This is a genomic window from Rhodanobacter sp. UC4443_H10 (genome assembly GCF_052978325.1).
The window spans coordinates 1,380,984-1,396,775 of sequence record NZ_CM129668.1 but is presented as its reverse complement, the minus strand read 5'-3'; the positions used below and the strand labels follow the sequence as shown (position 1 = coordinate 1,396,775).

Annotated in this window: 12 protein-coding genes; 5 read left to right on the top strand and 7 right to left on the bottom strand. The window is 67.9% G+C overall.

All coding sequences use genetic code 11. The features are described 5' to 3' along the window. Nucleotides 1-56 precede the first annotated feature (56 nt). Nucleotides 57-1,679: a sulfite reductase subunit alpha gene (locus ACVCMB_RS06660; protein ID WP_447106479.1), complete on the top strand. Its 1,623-nt coding sequence runs from the start codon at nt 57-59 to the stop codon at nt 1,677-1,679. Between the two features lie 7 nt (nt 1,680-1,686). Here the strand turns inward: ACVCMB_RS06660 and ACVCMB_RS06655 are convergent, their stop codons facing one another. The 3 genes from ACVCMB_RS06655 to ACVCMB_RS06645 form a co-directional block, all read right to left on the bottom strand. Continuing rightward, entirely contained in the window at nt 1,687-2,226 is a 540-nt protein-coding gene (locus ACVCMB_RS06655; RefSeq protein WP_447098411.1) for a GNAT family N-acetyltransferase, read from the bottom strand. Nucleotides 2,227-2,238: 12 nt separating this feature from the next. Continuing rightward, nucleotides 2,239-2,718, bottom strand: coding sequence for an SET domain-containing protein-lysine N-methyltransferase (locus ACVCMB_RS06650; protein ID WP_447106478.1), 480 nt, complete (start codon nt 2,716-2,718; stop codon nt 2,239-2,241). Nucleotides 2,719-2,800: 82 nt separating this feature from the next. After that, entirely contained in the window at nt 2,801-3,139 is a 339-nt protein-coding gene (locus ACVCMB_RS06645) for a ComEA family DNA-binding protein (protein WP_447106477.1), read from the bottom strand. A 219-nt stretch (nt 3,140-3,358) separates the two neighbouring features. Here ACVCMB_RS06645 and ACVCMB_RS06640 point away from each other — a divergent pair, with 219 nt between their 5' ends. The 4 genes from ACVCMB_RS06640 to ACVCMB_RS06625 all read left to right on the top strand — a co-directional run bounded on the left by ACVCMB_RS06640 (nt 3,359) and on the right by ACVCMB_RS06625 (nt 7,314). Beyond that, a complete protein-coding gene (locus ACVCMB_RS06640; RefSeq protein WP_447098414.1) occupies nt 3,359-4,774 on the top strand; it encodes a M20 family metallopeptidase in 1,416 nt (471 codons plus the stop codon). 112 nt (nt 4,775-4,886) lie between these two features. After that, complete coding sequence (locus ACVCMB_RS06635; protein ID WP_447106476.1) at nt 4,887-5,621, top strand: YggS family pyridoxal phosphate-dependent enzyme; 735 nt, start codon at nt 4,887-4,889, stop codon at nt 5,619-5,621. Nucleotides 5,622-5,803: 182 nt separating this feature from the next. Beyond that, a complete protein-coding gene (locus ACVCMB_RS06630) occupies nt 5,804-6,511 on the top strand; it encodes a C40 family peptidase (RefSeq protein ID WP_395119614.1) in 708 nt (235 codons plus the stop codon). A gap of 152 nt (nt 6,512-6,663) precedes the next feature. Continuing rightward, entirely contained in the window at nt 6,664-7,314 is a 651-nt protein-coding gene (locus ACVCMB_RS06625; protein WP_447099990.1) for a rhomboid family intramembrane serine protease, read from the top strand. Nucleotides 7,315-7,383: 69 nt separating this feature from the next. Here the strand turns inward: ACVCMB_RS06625 and rapA are convergent, their stop codons facing one another. From rapA to ACVCMB_RS06605, 4 genes are all read right to left on the bottom strand, one after another. Beyond that, nucleotides 7,384-10,224 carry an RNA polymerase-associated protein RapA gene (gene rapA / locus ACVCMB_RS06620; RefSeq protein WP_395119612.1) on the bottom strand — a complete coding sequence of 947 codons (2,841 nt, stop codon included), beginning with the start codon at nt 10,222-10,224 and terminating at the stop codon, nt 7,384-7,386. 70 nt (nt 10,225-10,294) lie between these two features. Next, nucleotides 10,295-10,975 (bottom strand): Fe2+-dependent dioxygenase, encoded by a 681-nt coding sequence (locus ACVCMB_RS06615; protein WP_395119611.1) that lies wholly within the window; start codon nt 10,973-10,975, stop codon nt 10,295-10,297. Between the two features lie 37 nt (nt 10,976-11,012). Then, the gene (locus ACVCMB_RS06610) at nt 11,013-13,349 is read right to left on the bottom strand and encodes a catecholate siderophore receptor Fiu (RefSeq protein ID WP_447106475.1); all 2,337 of its coding nucleotides are present in this window, start codon (nt 13,347-13,349) and stop codon (nt 11,013-11,015) included. A 281-nt stretch (nt 13,350-13,630) separates the two neighbouring features. Next, complete coding sequence (locus tag ACVCMB_RS06605) at nt 13,631-15,757, bottom strand: M13 family metallopeptidase (RefSeq protein ID WP_447106474.1); 2,127 nt, start codon at nt 15,755-15,757, stop codon at nt 13,631-13,633. Between the last annotated feature and the right edge of the window lie 35 nt (nt 15,758-15,792).

Sequence of the window (15,792 nt, the reverse complement as noted above, 5' to 3'; positions counted from 1 at the left end):
TTTCGCGCCCACGCAAGTTGCCGCGGGAAGGGCTGGCGCGCGGAACACGGATCGCCATGAATCAACCCACCTCTTCTGTCGGTAACGCACAACTGCAGCGCGGTACCTTCTGCACGCGCCAGTTGTACCCGTGGCACTGGACCATTTCGGCGCTGGATCTGTTCGGCCTGTTGCGCTTTCGGCGTCATGCCGCGCCACGCCGGCCGGTCGCCGTGACGGACATGGCGGCCTCAGAGTCGCCCGCCACGCGCGATGCGGGCGACATCCGCAGCATCGAGGCTCGGCCCGCGGACGCGATGTTGCGCGTGGTGTACGCCAGCCAGACCGGTTTCGCCGAACAACTGGCGCGGCAGACCTCGCAGAGCCTGCAACTGGCCGGTCTGCCCACTCGCATGATCGGCATCGGCGATCTGGCGCTGGACGACCTGCGCCAGGCCGGCCGCGTGCTGTTCGTGGTCAGCACCACCGGCGATGGCGAGCCACCGGACATGGCACAGATGTTCAGCCGCAAGCTGATGCAACAGCCGGCGTCACTGGCCGGCCTGCATTACGGCCTGCTGGCCCTGGGCGACAGCGACTACGAGGACTTCTGCGGCTTCGGCCGCCAGCTCCAGCGCTGGCTGCAGGCCAGCGGCGCGCAGGCGCTGTTCGATCCGGTTGAGGTGGACAGCGAGGACGACGCCAGCCTGCGCCACTGGCAGCATCACCTGGCCATGCTCGGCGGCGCGCCTGATCTGCCGGACTGGCAGGCGCCGAAATACCAGCGCTGGCAACTGGTCGAGCGCCGCCTGCTCAATCCGGGCAGCGTGGGTGAACCCTGCTTCCATCTGGCGATGAAGCCGCTGGAAGGTCGTGCCGATTGGCAGGCCGGCGACCTGGCCGAGATCGGTCCTTGCCATGCTGCCGAAGCGGTGGCGGCATGGCTGGCGGCGCGGGGGCTGGATGGCCGCGTCGTGGTGCCGTTCGGGCACCGGGAGCGGCTGCCATTGGCGACCTTGCTGGCGCGCTGTCGCCTGCCCGAGCCGGGCGAGGTCGACGGCCTGGACGAGGAAGGCGTCGCCGCGATATTGCAACAGCTGCCGCATCGCGCGTACTCGATCGCCTCGCTGCCGCAGGACGGCGCGCTGCAGTTGATCGTGCGCCGGATGCGTGCGCGTGGTGGCTATCCCGGGTTGGGCTCGGGCTGGCTTACCGAGCACGCGCCGATCGGCGCGGAGATCGCGCTGCGCGTGCGCAGCAACGTCAACTTCCATGCGCCTCGCGATGCGCGCCCGCTGGTGCTGATCGGCAATGGCACGGGCCTGGCCGCCTTGCGCGCCCTGCTCAAGCAGCGCATCGCCGTCGGCCGGACGCGCAACTGGCTGCTGTTCGGCGAGCGTCATCGTGCGCACGACTTCCTCCACCGGGAAGACATCGAGCGCTGGATCGGCGAAGGCGCCATCGAGCGCGCCGATTTTGCCTGGTCGCGCGACCAGGGCGAGCGCATCCATGTGCAGCAGCGTCTGCGCGAAGCCGGCGACGAGCTGCGGCGCTGGGTCGACGAGGGGGCGGCGATCTACGTCTGCGGCAGCCTCGACGGGCTGGCCCCCGGCGTCGATGCGGCGTTGTGCGACGTGCTGGGGGCGGGACAGGTCGCGCAGTTGCGTGAGCAGGGGCGTTATCGCCGCGACGTCTACTGACGTCCGCTCAGGCGTAGGCGCGGTGGCGTTCGCGATGCGGCGGGTAGTAGGCGAACACGTGGCTGTTGCTGCCGTAGAAGTCGATGTTCTCGATGTGTTCGCCGCCGAGCCGCTCGGCCAGCCGGTCGGAGGCCTCGTTGCCGATGCGCACCAGGCTGATCACGCGCGGCGCGCGCAACTGGGTCCAGGCGAAATCCAGCGTCGCATTGCCCGCCTCGGTGGCATAGCCCTGGTGGCGATGCGTCGGCTTGAGCATCCAGCCAAGCTCCAGGTCCGGCCAGCCGTCCGGATACATCAGGCCGGCGCGGCCGACGAACTCGCCGGTCTCCTTCAGCTCCAGCGCCCACATGCCGAAACCCCGCAACTGCCAGTGGCCCAACAGCATCGCCAGCGAGCGCCAGGCGTTGGTGCGGTCCAGCGGTTGGCCGTCGCCCACCCAGCGGGTGCTGTCCGGATCGGCCAGCATCGCGGCGTAGTCGTTGAAGTGTCGTTCGCTCAACGCGGTCAGGCGCAACCGCGGCGTCTCAAGGGTAGGAATCTCAACCATCACCATCAACCATCACGACCCGGATCGAGCGGGAGCCAGCAGTTCGGCCAGGGCGCGGGTACTGCTGACGAGGCTCTCTTGCCAGGACAACCCCGTTATTGTCTCACCCGTGGCCGCATCGACAAAGTCCTCGGCCTGGCCGGGAGGCAGCAGGTGGCGGTAATCCACGGTGATTTCGCTGCCGGCGGGCAGGTCCGCCAAGGCGAACACGAAACCCAGGTGCCACAGTCCGTTCGGCGTGAAGCTGTGGTTGATGAAGCACTCGTCGGGCCATTCCGGCGTCAGCGTGTAGCGGTCCTCGAACCAGCGTGCGCTGGCGTGCCACAAGCTGCGCAGCGCGTCGGAGGCCTCGATGTCGGCCTGCCGGTAGGTCTGTTCGATGCCGTCAGGTGCTGTAAGGATGCGGCCCGCGGCCACCGCCTCGTCGAGGAACAGACCCTTGCCGGCACCGGCGATGGCGGAGGCGGCAATGTGGTAACGCGGGAGGATCATGTCGGCGTGGCGGCGGATGCGGCGCGCGAGTGTAGCGCAAGCGGTGCAGGGCGCGCACCGCTTGCGCCCGTCGCCGCCGGGATTACTCGCTGGCGGCCGTCTTGCCGCGTCGCGGCTTGGGTACGGCGGCGGTGTCGCTGCCGGCGGCGCCGTCGTCGGCGAACAGGATCGCGCTGCGGTTGCGCTCGATCGTGGCCTTGCCGAGGCCCTTGACATGTTTCAGGTCGTCGGCCTTCTTGAACGGGCCGTGCGCCTCGCGCCAGGCCACGATGGCCTCGGCGCGGGTCGCGCCGATCCCGTCGAGCGATTTGGCGATGACCTTGGCATCGGCCTTGTTGATGTTGACCGGCGTGGCGGCGAACAGCAGCCCCGGGGCGGCGAGGCCCAGCGCGAGGGCGATGGCGGCGAGCTTGTGGAACATGGTCTTTCCTCCGTGAAATGGCGGGTTGGCGGGTGGATCGCGGCGGTCGACGCCGCGCCCTCACCATGCGCGCCACCGCATGGCCGCGCAGCCGGACCCCGGGTTGCCCCGACGTGCGGCTTGCGCCCCCGCTCGTGTGGGCGACGGCCGCCCGCGACGTCGGTGCCGCCGCGGGTGCGCTGCTACAATGAGCGATTGTTCGCCACGTTGGAGTTGCCCATGGATACCAGCCGCCTGTCCCGTTTCGTCAGCGATTTGTGGGATGCGGAGATCGTGCCGCAACTGGTCGAATACATCCGCATTCCCAACAAGTCGCCGATGTTCGACAAGGACTGGGTGGCGCACGGCTACATGGATGCGGCCGTGAAGCTGATGGAAACCTGGGCGCGCTCCAAGCTCAGCCAGTTGCCGGGTGCCTCGCTGGAAGTGGTGCGGCTGGAAGGGCGCACGCCGCTCATCTACATCGAAGTTCCCGGCCAGGGCGACGACACCGTCATGCTATACGGCCACCTGGACAAGCAGCCGGAGATGACCGGCTGGGCTGATGGTCTCGGTCCGTGGACGCCGGTGCTCAAGGGCGACAAGCTGTACGGCCGTGGCGGCGCCGACGACGGCTATGCGATTTTCGGCTCGCTGGCCGCGCTGCTGGCGCTGCACGAGCAGGGCATTCCGCATGCGCGCTGCGTGGTGATGATCGAGGCCTGCGAGGAATCGGGCAGCTACGACCTGCCGTTTTACGTCGATCACCTCGCCGAGCGCATCGGCAGCCCGTCGCTGGTGGTGTGCCTGGATTCGGGCTGCGGCAACTACGACCAACTGTGGCTGACCACGTCCCTGCGCGGCATGACCGGCGGCAACCTCACCGTGCAGGTGCTGGAAGAGGGCGTGCATTCGGGCGATGCGTCCGGCGTGGTGCCGTCGAGCTTCCGCATCCTGCGCGAGCTGCTGTCGCGGCTGGAGGACCCTGCCACCGGCACGATCAAGCCGAAGGAGCTGTACGTCGACATTCCGCAGCAGCGCATCGACCAGGCCAAACTGTCGGCCGAAGTGCTGGGCGAGGACATCTACAGCAAGTTCCCGTGGGCCGAGGGCATGCAGCCGGTCACCAAGAACCTTGCCGAGCTGGTGCTCAACCGCACCTGGCGCCCGCAGCTGGCGGTGACCGGCATCGGCGGCATTCCGCCGCTGGAAAGCGCCGGCAACGTGCTGCGCCCGTTCACCGCGGTGAAGCTGAGCCTGCGCGTACCGCCCACGCTCAACGGCGCCAAGGCCGGCGAGTTCGTCAAGCAGTTGCTGGAGAAGGACCCGCCGTACGGCGCCAAGGTCACGTTCACCCTGGAAAAGGACGGCTCGGGCTGGAACGCGCCCGCACTGTCGCCGTGGCTGGAGCAGGCGGTCAGCGATGCCTCGCAGCACTACTTCGGCGCGCCGGCCACCTACATGGGCGAAGGCGGCAGCATCCCGTTCATGGGCATGCTGGGCGAGAAATTCCCCAAGGCGCAGTTCCTGATCACCGGCGTGCTCGGTCCGCATTCCAACGCGCACGGCCCGAACGAGTTCCTGCACATTCCCACCGGCAAGAAGGTCAGCATGGTGGTGGCCGAGGTGGTGGCGAAGCACTTCGCGCAAGGCTGAGGGCGAGGAGTGAGTAGTGAGTAGTGAGGAGTGAGAGATAGCCGCATCGCACGCGTCCGCTCATCTCTCACTCCTCATTTCTCACTCCTTTTTCTCCCGCGGAGTCCGCAAGATGACCACCCATTCCCACCTCGCCGCCAACTGGTCCGATATCCGGCGCCGGGTGGACGAGGCCTGCCGGGCCGCCGGCCGCGACCCGGCCGAGGTATCCATCCTGCCGGTCAGCAAGACCTTCGGTCCGGAGCTGATCCGCGAGGGCGTGGCGCTGGGCATGCATCGCTTCGGCGAGAACAAGGTGCAGGAGATCCGCGACAAGGCACCGCTGCTGGTCGACTGCGGCATCGCCTGGGTGATGATCGGCCACCTGCAGACCAACAAGGCAAAAGACGTGGCGCGGCTGGCCAGCGAAGTGCAGTCGCTGGATCGCCTGGAACTGGCCGAGGCGCTGGATCGCCGCCTGCAGCACGAGGGTCGGGCGATCGACGTGCTGGTGCAGGTGAAGACCTCCACCGAGCCCAGCAAATACGGACTGCCGCCTGAACAGCTGCCCGGCTTCCTCGACACCCTGCGCGGCTACGCCACCTTGCGCGTACGCGGCCTGATGACCCTGGCGATCCACTCCACCGATCCGGTCGAGGTGCGCGGCTGCTTCCATCGGTTGCGCGAGCTGCGCGACCAGGCGGTTTTGCAAGGGCATGATTTGCCGAAACTTTCCATGGGCATGAGCGGTGATTTTCCGCTCGCCATCGCCGAGGGAGCGACCGAGGTGCGGATCGGCACCGCGATCTTCGGCCGGCGACCCTATCCGGACTCGCACTACTGGCCCGAGTCGTCAGATGGCAAGTAAATCCTTTTATTATCATCAACTTGTGTCAAATGTGCGGTGCGTCCCGAAATACCGAAACGGCAGGGTTCACTTAACCTCAATCCAACATACGAGGGGCCCTGGCTTGGTATTTTCACGGCTCAGTCACGTCGTTGCCGCTTTGCGGTGATGGCCAACTCCGTGAATATCCGGGATTTTCCTGCATGCCAACCCAGCGATTGATCGTGCTTGCTGCGCTTGTGCCTGCGCTGCTGTTTTCCGGAACCCTTCGCGCCGCCAATCTCGACACTGCCTTCAGCGCATCGGCTTCCGTTAGCGTGGCCGCGCCGCTGCTGCAGCCGCTCCCCAGCTTCAGCCCGGCCGTTCGCCTGAGCCAGTCGGTACTGCCCGACAACGCCAGCGACCTGCTGCCCCAGGCGGCGGACACGCAGGCGGCTGCGGCCGAGCCGGCGATCACGACTGCCCGGACTCCGGAAGCCCGCGTCGCCACGCAGAACATCACCGACCTGCGCAAGGCATTGCTGGCCGCGGCGATGGGTCTGCGCGACATCCGCTATGTGCGCGGCGGCCGCAATCCGGCCACCGGTTTCGATTGCAGCGGCTTCGTGCGCTACGTGTTCTCGCACGCGATCGGCCTGCAGTTGCCGAGCACCTCCGCCAGCCAGTTCCTGGCCGGGGTCAAGATCAATCGCGCCGACATCAAGCCGGGCGACCTGGTGTTCTTCCGCACCCATGGCCGTCACCGCATCTCGCATGTGGGCATCTACATTTCCGGCGGACGTTTCATCCATTCGCCGAGCGCCGGCAAGTCGGTGGAAATCTCCAGCCTGGACGACGGTTACTGGGCCAAGCGTTTCGCCGGTGCCAAGCGGCCGGAGGCGATGGCGCTCGCTGCCAACAACAAGGGTTGAGTACCTGCACAGGTACGTTCTGCAGCCGCCGCAAGGCGGCTTTTTTATGGCCGGCGCCATGGGCCGATCGGACCCCCGCGACATCGCCTGCATGGCGGCCGGGCGCGCGCGCCGTTACGCTTGGGGTCGAGCCCCTTCCCCGGAACCGCCTGATGCCCCTTGATCTGCCGCCGGTCACGCGCAACCTGCTGATCGCCAACATCGTCGTCTACCTGCTGCAACAGTTCTTCGGCGAGGTCTTTCTGCAGTATTTCGCGCTGTGGCCGTGGGGGGCCGACCAGGTGTTCCAGACCACGCAGGGCCTGGCCTCGATCGGCTTTCGCCCGTGGCAGCTGGTGACCTACGCCTTCATGCACGGCGGCCTGACCCACATCGCGTTCAACATGTTCGCGCTGTTCATGTTCGGCGGCACCATCGAGCGCACCTTCGGCGCGCGCAATTTCATCATTTACTACTTTGTCTGTGCAGTCGTGGCGGCGGTGGCCCAGCTGATCGTGGTGCACTGGTTCACCCATGGCTTCTATCCCACGCTGGGCGCGTCTGGCGCGATTTTCGGCCTGTTGCTGGCCTTCGGCATGCTGTATCCGCACGAGAAGATGATGCTGATCTTCCTGCCAGTGCCGATCCCCGCATGGATCTTCGTGATCGGCTATGCGGCGGTGGAGCTGGTGCTGGGCGTGACCGGCACCCAGGCCGGCGTGGCCCATTTCGCCCATCTCGGCGGCATGGTCGGCGGCATCGTGCTGATCCAGTACTGGCGTGGCAAGCTGCCGATCAAGCCGCAGCGGCGGCTGATGCTGTAGATCCGGGAATCGGGGATCGCAAAGGCGGACGCGCCGGGCTGGCGGTGCCCGCCCGGCGTCGCAGGCGGGTCAGCGCAGGGCGAGGAAGTCGGCGCTGACGACGAAACGCACGGCGTCCAGTCGCAGCCGCGCTTGCGGCAGTGCACCGAGCAGGGCGTGGCGCTCGTCGGTGACGGCGGCGATTTCGGTGTCGCTGATCGATGGGTTCACTGTGCGCAGGGCGAGCAGCCGCGAGAGTTCGTTGTCCAGCGATTCGGTGGCGGCGGCCACGGCGTCGTCGATGTGCGCTTGCGCGCGCGTACTGGCCAGCGCTTCGGCGCGTTCCAGCATCGGCGGCACCAGCTTGCCGAGGAACTTGCGGTAGCGTGCCACCTCGATGTGGCGGTCGTTGGCCTTGCGCAGCGCCGTGTCGCTGGGCGTGAAGTCGGCGCGTTCGACCAGGCGGGTGTCCACGGTCACCACCAGCGGCGAGGGCGGCAGGAAACGCTCGGCGTCGAGCCGGCGATCGGCCACGCATTCGAGCACGTAAACCGCCTGCAGCAGTGCGGTCCGCGGAGCCAGCACGTCGTCGACCATGAAGGCGGCATTGCCCTGTTCGCCGGACAGCGCCAGATCCAGCGCACCGGCTACCAGCGGGAGGTCCAGCCGCAGCAGCGGCAGCTCCTCGCGCGACAGCGCCACCTCACGCGAGAACGTGACCGACTGCGGGCCTTCGGCGAAGCCGGGCAGGGCGTCGGTGGAGAGGTATTGCGGGTCGAGCAGCAGCACTTGCGCGCCGAGCTCCTCGGCGTGGATGCCGAATGCCTCCAGCAGGCGCTGCACGAAGGCGTCGCGGCCCGGATCATGGTCGTCGCGGCGGAAGGCCTGCTGCAATTCGTCGGCGTGCGGGTCGCGGCTGGAAGCGAGTTCCAGCAGGTGGTCGCGGCCGCCGCGGATGAGTGCCGCCATCTGCTCGTGGCTGGCGCGGGTTTCGGCGAGCAGGGCGTCGAGTTCCTGATCGCGGTTGTCGTCGCCGCGGGCGTGCTCGTCCGCCAGGCGGGTCAGCGGCTCGCCGTAGCGGCGCAACAGTTCGCGGCCGTCGGCCGGGCTGAGGCGGAACGCGTCGACGCCTTCGTCGTACCAGCGCGCCAGCACGTGCTGGGCGCTGTCGGCCACGGCGAGGATGTGGATGGCGATGTCGTGCTTCTGGCCGATGCGGTCGAGCCGACCGATGCGCTGTTCGAGCAGGTCCGGATCCAGCGGCAGATCCCACAGCACCAGCCGGTGCGCAAACTGAAAGTTGCGGCCTTCCGAACCGATCTCCGAGCACAGCAGCAAACGCGCGCCGTCGGGCTGGGCGAAATAGGCGGCGTTGCGGTCGCGCTGCACGATGCTGAGACCTTCGTGGAAACGCGCCACGCCGACGCCGCTCTTCGTGCGCAGCGCTTCTTCCAGCGCCAGCACCTTGGCCTGGCTGCGGCAGATCAGCAGGAACTTGTCCTGCGGATGTTTCTCCAGCAGGGCGATCAGGGTATCGATGCGCGGGTCGGTGGCGTAGTCGACCTCGATCAGCGCCGGCGGCTGCTGGATGTCGGCGTGGAACTCGGCCAGCAGCGCCTGCCGTGTGCTGTCGTCGACCGTGTCGGCGTCCAGCAGGTGCCATTCGGGCAGGCGTTTGGGAAAGCCGCCGACGCCGGCGCGGTTGTTGCGGAACATCACGCGACCGGTGCCATGGCGGTCGATCAGCGCGGCCAGCAGTTCGCGCGCATGGGCCGGCCTGGTGGAATCGGCCAGCAGTGCGGTGAGCGTCGCATCGCCGTGGAAGGCCTCGGTGAGCGCGGCGTGCTGGCCGGCATCCAACGGCTGGCCGTCGAGCAGGCGGTCGGCGATCTTCGATAGCGCCTGATAGGTGTCGGCCTCGGCCAGATAGCCGTCCAGATCGTGGTAGCGCTGCGGATCGAGCAGGCGCAGGCGGGCGAAGTGGCCGCTGCGTCCGAGCTGTTCCGGGGTGGCGGTGAGAAGGATGACGCCGGGGATCGCCGCGGCCAGTTGCTCCACCATCGTGTAGCGCGGACTGGCGGCTTCCGGCGACCAGGCCAGGTGATGCGCTTCGTCCACCACCAGCAGGTCCCACGGCGCGTCCAGCAGTTGCTGCGTGTATTTCGGCGAGCTTTCCAGGAAGCCGAAGTCGGCGATCACCAGTTGCTCGTCCTCGAACGGGTTGCCGGCGTCGCCGGATTGCTCCAGGGCTTCGCAGCGTTCCTCGTCGTAGATCGCGAAGCTCAAGTTGAAGCGGCGCAGCATCTCGACGAACCACTGGTAGACCAGCGTGTCGGGCAACAGCAGCAGCACGCGCGAGGCGCGGCCGGTGGCGAGCTGGCGCGCGACGATCATGCCCGCCTCGATGGTCTTGCCCAGTCCCACTTCGTCGGCCAGCAGCACGCGCGGCGGGCGGCGCGCCGAGGCGATGCCGGCCACGCGCAGCTGGTGCGGCACCAGTCCGATGCGCGCGGCACCCAGGCCCCACATCGGCGAACGGCGCGCCTCGGCGCGCCGCTTCAGACCCTCCAGGCGCAGCTCGAACTGCGCCACGCTGTCGGTGCGCCCACCGATCAGGCGGTCGTCGGCCTGGCTCACGCTCTGTTCGTCGTCGAGCTGGCCTTCGTGCAGTTCGCGGCCTTCGCCGCGGTAGATCAGCAGCTCGTCCTTGATCTCGACGCGCTCGACCAGGAACGCGATGCCCTTGCCGGCGACGCGCTGGCCGGCGCGGAACTCGGCGCGCAGCAGCGGCGCCGAGTCGATCGCGTAAGGGCGCAGCACGCCGGCCTTGGCGAACAGCACCTGCACGCCGCGTCCTTCGACGCGCAGCACGGTGCCGAGGCCAAGCTCGGGTTCGGCGGAGGAGATCCAGCGTTGACCGGGTACGAACATCGTGCAGCCATCGGCGTCGGGGGTCGACGATTATCCGCCGTGCGCCGCGCCGAGGGAACCGCTGCGACGATCAGGTGACGGACCACTGCCGCAGCAGGTTGTGGTAGACGCCGGTGAGTTGCAGCACGGCGGCGTGGTCGGCGCCGGTGCGGGTCAATGCCTGGACCGAGGTGTCCAGCTCGAACAACAGCCGGCGCTGGCTGTCGTCACGCACCAGGCTTTGCACCCAGAAGAACGAGGCCACCCGCGCGCCGCGAGTCACCGGGGCCACCCGGTGCAGGCTGCTGGACGGGTAGACGATCAGGTCGCCGGCCGGCAGTTTCACCTCGTGCTCGCCGTAGGTGTCGCTGACGATCAGTTCGCCGCCCTCGTACTCGTCCGGTTCGCCGAGGAACAGCGTGCACGAGACGTCGCTGCGCATTTGCCCGCCGCCATCGGGGAGGGCCATCACCGCGCCGTCGACGTGGAAGCCGTACTGGCCGCCGTCGGCATAGCGGTTGAAGCGTGGCGGCAGGATGCGCAGCGGCAGCGTGGCGGCGTGGAACAGCGGTTGCGCGGCCAGCGCCGCCAGCACCGTTTCGCCCAGTTGCCGACGCAGCGGCGAGGCGTCAGGCAGTTGCTGGTTGTGCTTGACCCGCGCGCCCTGCGCACCCACCGTTTCGCGGCCGTCGACCCACGGCGCCGCGTCGAGCGACTCGCGCATCCGCCTGATCTGTTCGGCGCTCAGTACACCGGGAATGTGCAGCAGCATGGGTCACCCGCGGGAAGTGGTGGCGTGGGTCGGCGGGTCAAAAGCGCAACTGCGCGGTGAGCATCGCCGAGCGCGGCATGGCCGGCGTGTAGCGGTAGCCGCTCTTGTTGATCGCCGCGATGTAGTGCTTGTCGAAGACATTGTAGACATTGAGCTGCAGGTCGAGGTGCGTGTTCACCTCGAGGCTGGCCATCGCGTCGAATACCCAGTAGCCGCGGGTGAAGGCCGGCGTGCCGACCGCGCCGTCGCTGCCGCGCTTCATCCCGCCGGCATGGCGTGCGCCGCCGCCGAGGGTGAGGTTGAACGGCAGCCGGTATGTGGTCCACGCGGTGAACGCGCTGGTCGGCGTGTACGGCAGATCGGCGGAGCCGTCGCTGGTCACCGCGCTGCCGCGGATGACCTTGGCGTCCATGCGGGTATAGCCGGTGCTCACCGCCCAGCGGTCGGTGATCCTGCCGACCGCGCCGATCTCCACGCCTTGCACGCGCTTCCTGCCGACCTGGTAGTACAGGCCATCGGTCGGGTCCTGCACCAGGTCGTTGCTGACCGTGGTGCGGTACAGCGCACCGGTCAGCAGCAGCCTGTCGCCCAGCACGCTCCACTTCGTGCCCAGCTCGACGGTGCGCGCGCGCTGGGGGTCGAGGTCGGGATTGTCGGCACTGTTCGACGCGTTGCTGAGGGTAAGCGTGTTGCCGCCCGGTGGCTCCTGCGACATGGCGAAGTTGGCGTAGATGCTGCCGGCGGCGACGGGCTTGAACAGCACGCCGAGTTTGTAATTGGGCAGGTTGCCGGAGAGGCGCGCGTCCACGCTGGGCAGCACCGTCCCGGCCGGGTGACTGCCGCAGGCCGGGCCGCGCCGGCCGCCGCAGACGTCGGTGCTGACGAACCGCGTGCGGTAATGGTCCAGCCGCGCGCCGGCGTTGAGTTGCCAGCGCTCGCCGAATTTGAGCGTGTCGAACAGGTAGGCCGCGACGGTATCGGTCTTGCCGTTGCCGTGGGCACCGTTGCGGGCGTAGGCCAGGCCGCCCTGGTCGGGGTCGGGCCGGTACAGGTTTGCCGGGGGCCAGGTGCTGCCGGAGAGCGGGGCAATGCCCTGCGTCGCGGCTTGCTCGCGGCTGAGCTCGATGCCGGCGCTGAGGTCGTGGCCGACCGCGCCGGTGTCGAAGCTGGCGGCGAGGTTGGTCTGGTTGGTGAGGATGCGGTTGGTCTGGTGCTTGAAGGTCGGGTTGCTGCGCGCCACCGTCCAGGTCGAGGGGTCATCCGGGTCCGGCGTCGACAGGTGCGCCGCGGTGGCCGTGAACGAGGTGAGCAGGTAATCCTGGCGCGTGCGGCCCCAGCGCAAGGTGTCGTGCACGGCGAGGTGATCGGAGAAATCGTGTTCGACGATCGCGGTGAACATGTCGACCTGCACGTCGTCGTGGTCCTGCCGGGTGCCGTAGAAGTTGTGCGGGTCGACCGCAGCGGCGTCGGACAGGAACGGCCGCGTCGGATCGGGACTGGCGTAGCCGGGCAGGCCGATGGTGGAGACGCCGCCATCGGGCACGTTGTCGTGCTTCACGTGCAGGTAGTCGAGATAGGTCCGGGTGGCGCTGCCCAGGCCGAGGCCCAGCGACGGCGCCACGCCCCAGCGGTTGTTCTGCACCCGGTCGCGCCCCGGCACGCCGCTGTCCTGGCCCATCACGTTGAGGCGGAAGGCAGCGTCTTCGCCGATCGCCTGGTTCCAGTCCGCGGTGGCACGTTGCTGGCTGGCGCTGCCGTAACCCAGCGAGCCGGAGATGGCGTTGTCCAGCTGCGGGCGCTTGCTGACCATGTTGATCGCGCCGGTCGGCGCGGTGCGGCCGTATTCGGTGCCGTCCGGGCCCTTGGTGACTTCGATCTGCTCGATGTTGAACACGTCGCGCGAGACCGAGCCGAGGTCACGCACGCCGTCGACGAAGATGCTGCCTGAGCTGTCGAAGCCGCGCATGTACATCGTGTCGCCGGTGCTGGTGGCGCCGTTTTCGCCGGCGTAGAAGGTGCCCACGCCGGGGCTGTTGCGCAACGCCTCGGAAAGCGTGGTGGCGCCTTGCTGCTGGATCAGGTCGCGGCCGATGACGCTGATGGTCTGCGTGGTGTCCAGCAGCGGCTGGGTGAACTTGTTCGACGAGAGCTCGTCGATGCGGTAGTCGACGCCGACGCTGCCTCGCACCTGCACGCGCGGCAGGTTGCGCGCCTGCGCGACCAGCGGGGCGTCCGCGGCAGCCGCGTCGGCGGGCGTGGCGGCATGCGCGGGGGCGAGGGCCAGGCTGCCGAGGAGGGCGGTGGTCAGCAACCCGGGCGCCATCGCGGGGAGGGCGCGGCGGGTGGGGTGTTTCCTGCTCTTGATCGGGCTCATGCGGGGTCCTGTGCGTCGTGTGGAATCAGGCCGGTCCCCGTCCCGCACGCGCGACAGCCATCGCCGTCGATCGAATGGAGTGACGGCGGTGGCCGTGAAGGCGCACACGATATTGCCAATGAGAATGATTTGCAATAACTCGTCGAGGCAACAAGGCCCATTCGCCAACGACAGGCATCACACAGCGAGAGGCCCCGCAGCAGCGTGTGGGGCCTCGTGTTTCCTGCTTGTCGATGTTCGGCTGCGGCGGCGAGGCGTTGCGCCTGCCGCCGCGCCGGCGGTTACCAGATCTTCACCTGCTTGTCGGCCGGGCGAACCATCGCGTCGCCGGTCTTGCACTGGAACGCCTGGGCGAACGCCGGCATGTTGGACGGCGCGCCGATCGCGCGGAACTTCATCGGCGAATGCGGATCGGCGTTGAGGTAGACCATCTGCGCCTTGTCGCGGATGCTGCCACGCCACACGCGCGCCCAGTTGAGGAAGAAGCGCTGATCCTCGGTGTAGCCGTCGATCTTCTGCGTGGCCTCGGCCGGCTGATTCTTCAGCGCGGTCTGCAGCGCGTCGTAGGCGATGTTGAGGCCACCCAGGTCGGCGATGTTCTCGCCCAGGGTCAGCTTGCCGTTGACGTGCAGGTCCGGGTGGTCGGGCAGCGGCGCGTAGTTGTCGAACTGGTCGACCAGCTTCTGCGCGCGCTCGTCGAACTGCTTCTTGTCGGCGTCCGTCCACCAGTTGTCCAGGTTGCCGCTGCCGTCGAACTGGCTGCCCTGGTCGTCGAAGCCGTGGCTGGCCTCGTGGCCGATCACCGCGCCGATGCCGCCGTAGTTGATCGCGTCGTCGCCCTTGGCATAGAAGAACGGCGGCTGCAGGATCGCGGCCGGGAAGTTGATCGTGTTGTCGGTGGGGTTGTAGTACGCGTTGACCGTCTGCGGCGTCATGAACCATTCCTGGCGGTCGGTCGGCTGGCCGATCTTGGCGATGTCGTAGTCATGGTCGAACTGCTGCGCCGCCTCCATGTTGGCGAAGTAGTTGTCCGCGGTGATCTTCAGGCCGTCCCAGCTGCGCCACTTTTCGGGATAGCCGATCTTGGGCAGGAAGGTTTCCCACTTGGCGATCGCCTTGGCCTTGGTTTCGTCGCTCATCCAGTCGAGGTTCTGGATGCGCGCCTTCAACGCGTTGCGGATGTTGGTGACCAGTTCCTCGGCACGCTGCTTGGCTTCCGGCGGGAAATACTTGGCCACGTACAACTGGCCCAGCGCCTGCCCCATGGCATCGTTGACCGCGCTCAGCGAGCGCTTCCACTGCGGTTTCTGCTCGGGCTGGCCGCGCAGGGTCTTGTCGTAGAAATCGAAACGGGCGTCGACGAACGGCTCGGACAACACGTCGGCCGCGCCGGAGATCGTGTGGGCGGTCAGATAGGCCTTCCACTGGGCCAATGGCGCGCTGGCCAGCAGCTTGTCCATTTCGGCGAAGAACTTCGGCTGCGAAAGCGAGAAGCCCTTGTCGATGGTGACGCCCTGCGCCTTGAAGAAATCGTTCCAGTCGAAATGCGGAGTGACCTTGTTCGCCTCGGCCACGGTGACGAAGTGGTACTGGTTCTCCGGCTTGCGCATCTCCACCCGCGGGATGGAGTGCCTGGCCAGCTCGGTCTCGAACTTCATGGCCAGGTCGGCCTGGGTGGCCGCGTCCTTGGCCGGCGTGCCGGTGAGCTCGAACAGCTTGGCCAGGTATTTCACGTACTCGGCGCGCACGTCCTTGTACTTGGCATCGGTGTAGTAGTCCGGGGTGGGCAGGCCCAGGCCGCCCTGCACCGCGTAGGCGATCTGCATGCTGGCGTTCTTGTAATCCGCGCGCGCGCCGAAGCGGAACACCGCGCTGTCGCCCTTGGCGAAGGACTGGTTGAGCCAGGCGGGGATGTCCTTGTTCGACTTCAGCGCGTCGATCTTCGCCAGGTAGGGCTTGAGCGGCTCGAAGCCGGCCTTGTTGCGCGCGTCCATGTTCATGCTGGAGCGGTACAGCCAGCCGATCTTCTGCTCGATCGAACCGGGCGCGGCGCTGTCGGCGTTCTTGTCGGCCGCGTCGACCAGCGCGTGCTGGTCGGACAGGCTCTTCTCGCGCAGCAGGTTGAACGAGCCCCACACGGTCTGGTCGGCCGGGATCGGGTTGGCGGCGATCCACTTGGCGTTGACGAACTGGTTGAAGTCGGCGCACGCCTCGGCGGCCTGGCCCAGCTCGCTGATGTCGAACACGCTGGGTGCTGCCGCCGTGACGGCGCTGCTGGATGCGGGGGCCGCGCTGGCTGCGTCGGCCGGAGTCGCCGGCGTGTTGGCAGGTTCCTGCTTGCCGCACGCGGTGAGCGCCAGCGCGGCGCTGACGGCGAGCGCGAGCGGTTTCAGAAGGGTCTTGGTCATGCGGATTGCCTCCATGGATGGTTCGCCCGCAGGCG

Excerpts from the sequence above, each read along its gene's own strand:
- ACVCMB_RS06630 (WP_395119614.1), top strand. The coding sequence starts at position 5,804 with ATGCCAACCCAGCGATTGATCGTGCTTGCTGCGCTTGTGCCTGCGCTG.
- ACVCMB_RS06605 (WP_447106474.1), bottom strand. The coding sequence starts at position 15,757 with ATGACCAAGACCCTTCTGAAACCGCTCGCGCTCGCCGTCAGCGCCGCG.
- ACVCMB_RS06610 (WP_447106475.1), bottom strand. The coding sequence starts at position 13,349 with ATGAGCCCGATCAAGAGCAGGAAACACCCCACCCGCCGCGCCCTCCCC.
- ACVCMB_RS06645 (WP_447106477.1), bottom strand. The coding sequence starts at position 3,139 with ATGTTCCACAAGCTCGCCGCCATCGCCCTCGCGCTGGGCCTCGCCGCC.
- ACVCMB_RS06655 (WP_447098411.1), bottom strand. The coding sequence starts at position 2,226 with ATGGTTGAGATTCCTACCCTTGAGACGCCGCGGTTGCGCCTGACCGCG.
- ACVCMB_RS06640 (WP_447098414.1), top strand. The coding sequence starts at position 3,359 with ATGGATACCAGCCGCCTGTCCCGTTTCGTCAGCGATTTGTGGGATGCG.
- ACVCMB_RS06650 (WP_447106478.1), bottom strand. The coding sequence starts at position 2,718 with ATGATCCTCCCGCGTTACCACATTGCCGCCTCCGCCATCGCCGGTGCC.
- ACVCMB_RS06615 (WP_395119611.1), bottom strand. The coding sequence starts at position 10,975 with ATGCTGCTGCACATTCCCGGTGTACTGAGCGCCGAACAGATCAGGCGG.
- ACVCMB_RS06660 (WP_447106479.1), top strand. The coding sequence starts at position 57 with ATGAATCAACCCACCTCTTCTGTCGGTAACGCACAACTGCAGCGCGGT.
- rapA (WP_395119612.1), bottom strand. The coding sequence starts at position 10,224 with ATGTTCGTACCCGGTCAACGCTGGATCTCCTCCGCCGAACCCGAGCTT.
- ACVCMB_RS06625 (WP_447099990.1), top strand. The coding sequence starts at position 6,664 with ATGCCCCTTGATCTGCCGCCGGTCACGCGCAACCTGCTGATCGCCAAC.
- ACVCMB_RS06635 (WP_447106476.1), top strand. The coding sequence starts at position 4,887 with ATGACCACCCATTCCCACCTCGCCGCCAACTGGTCCGATATCCGGCGC.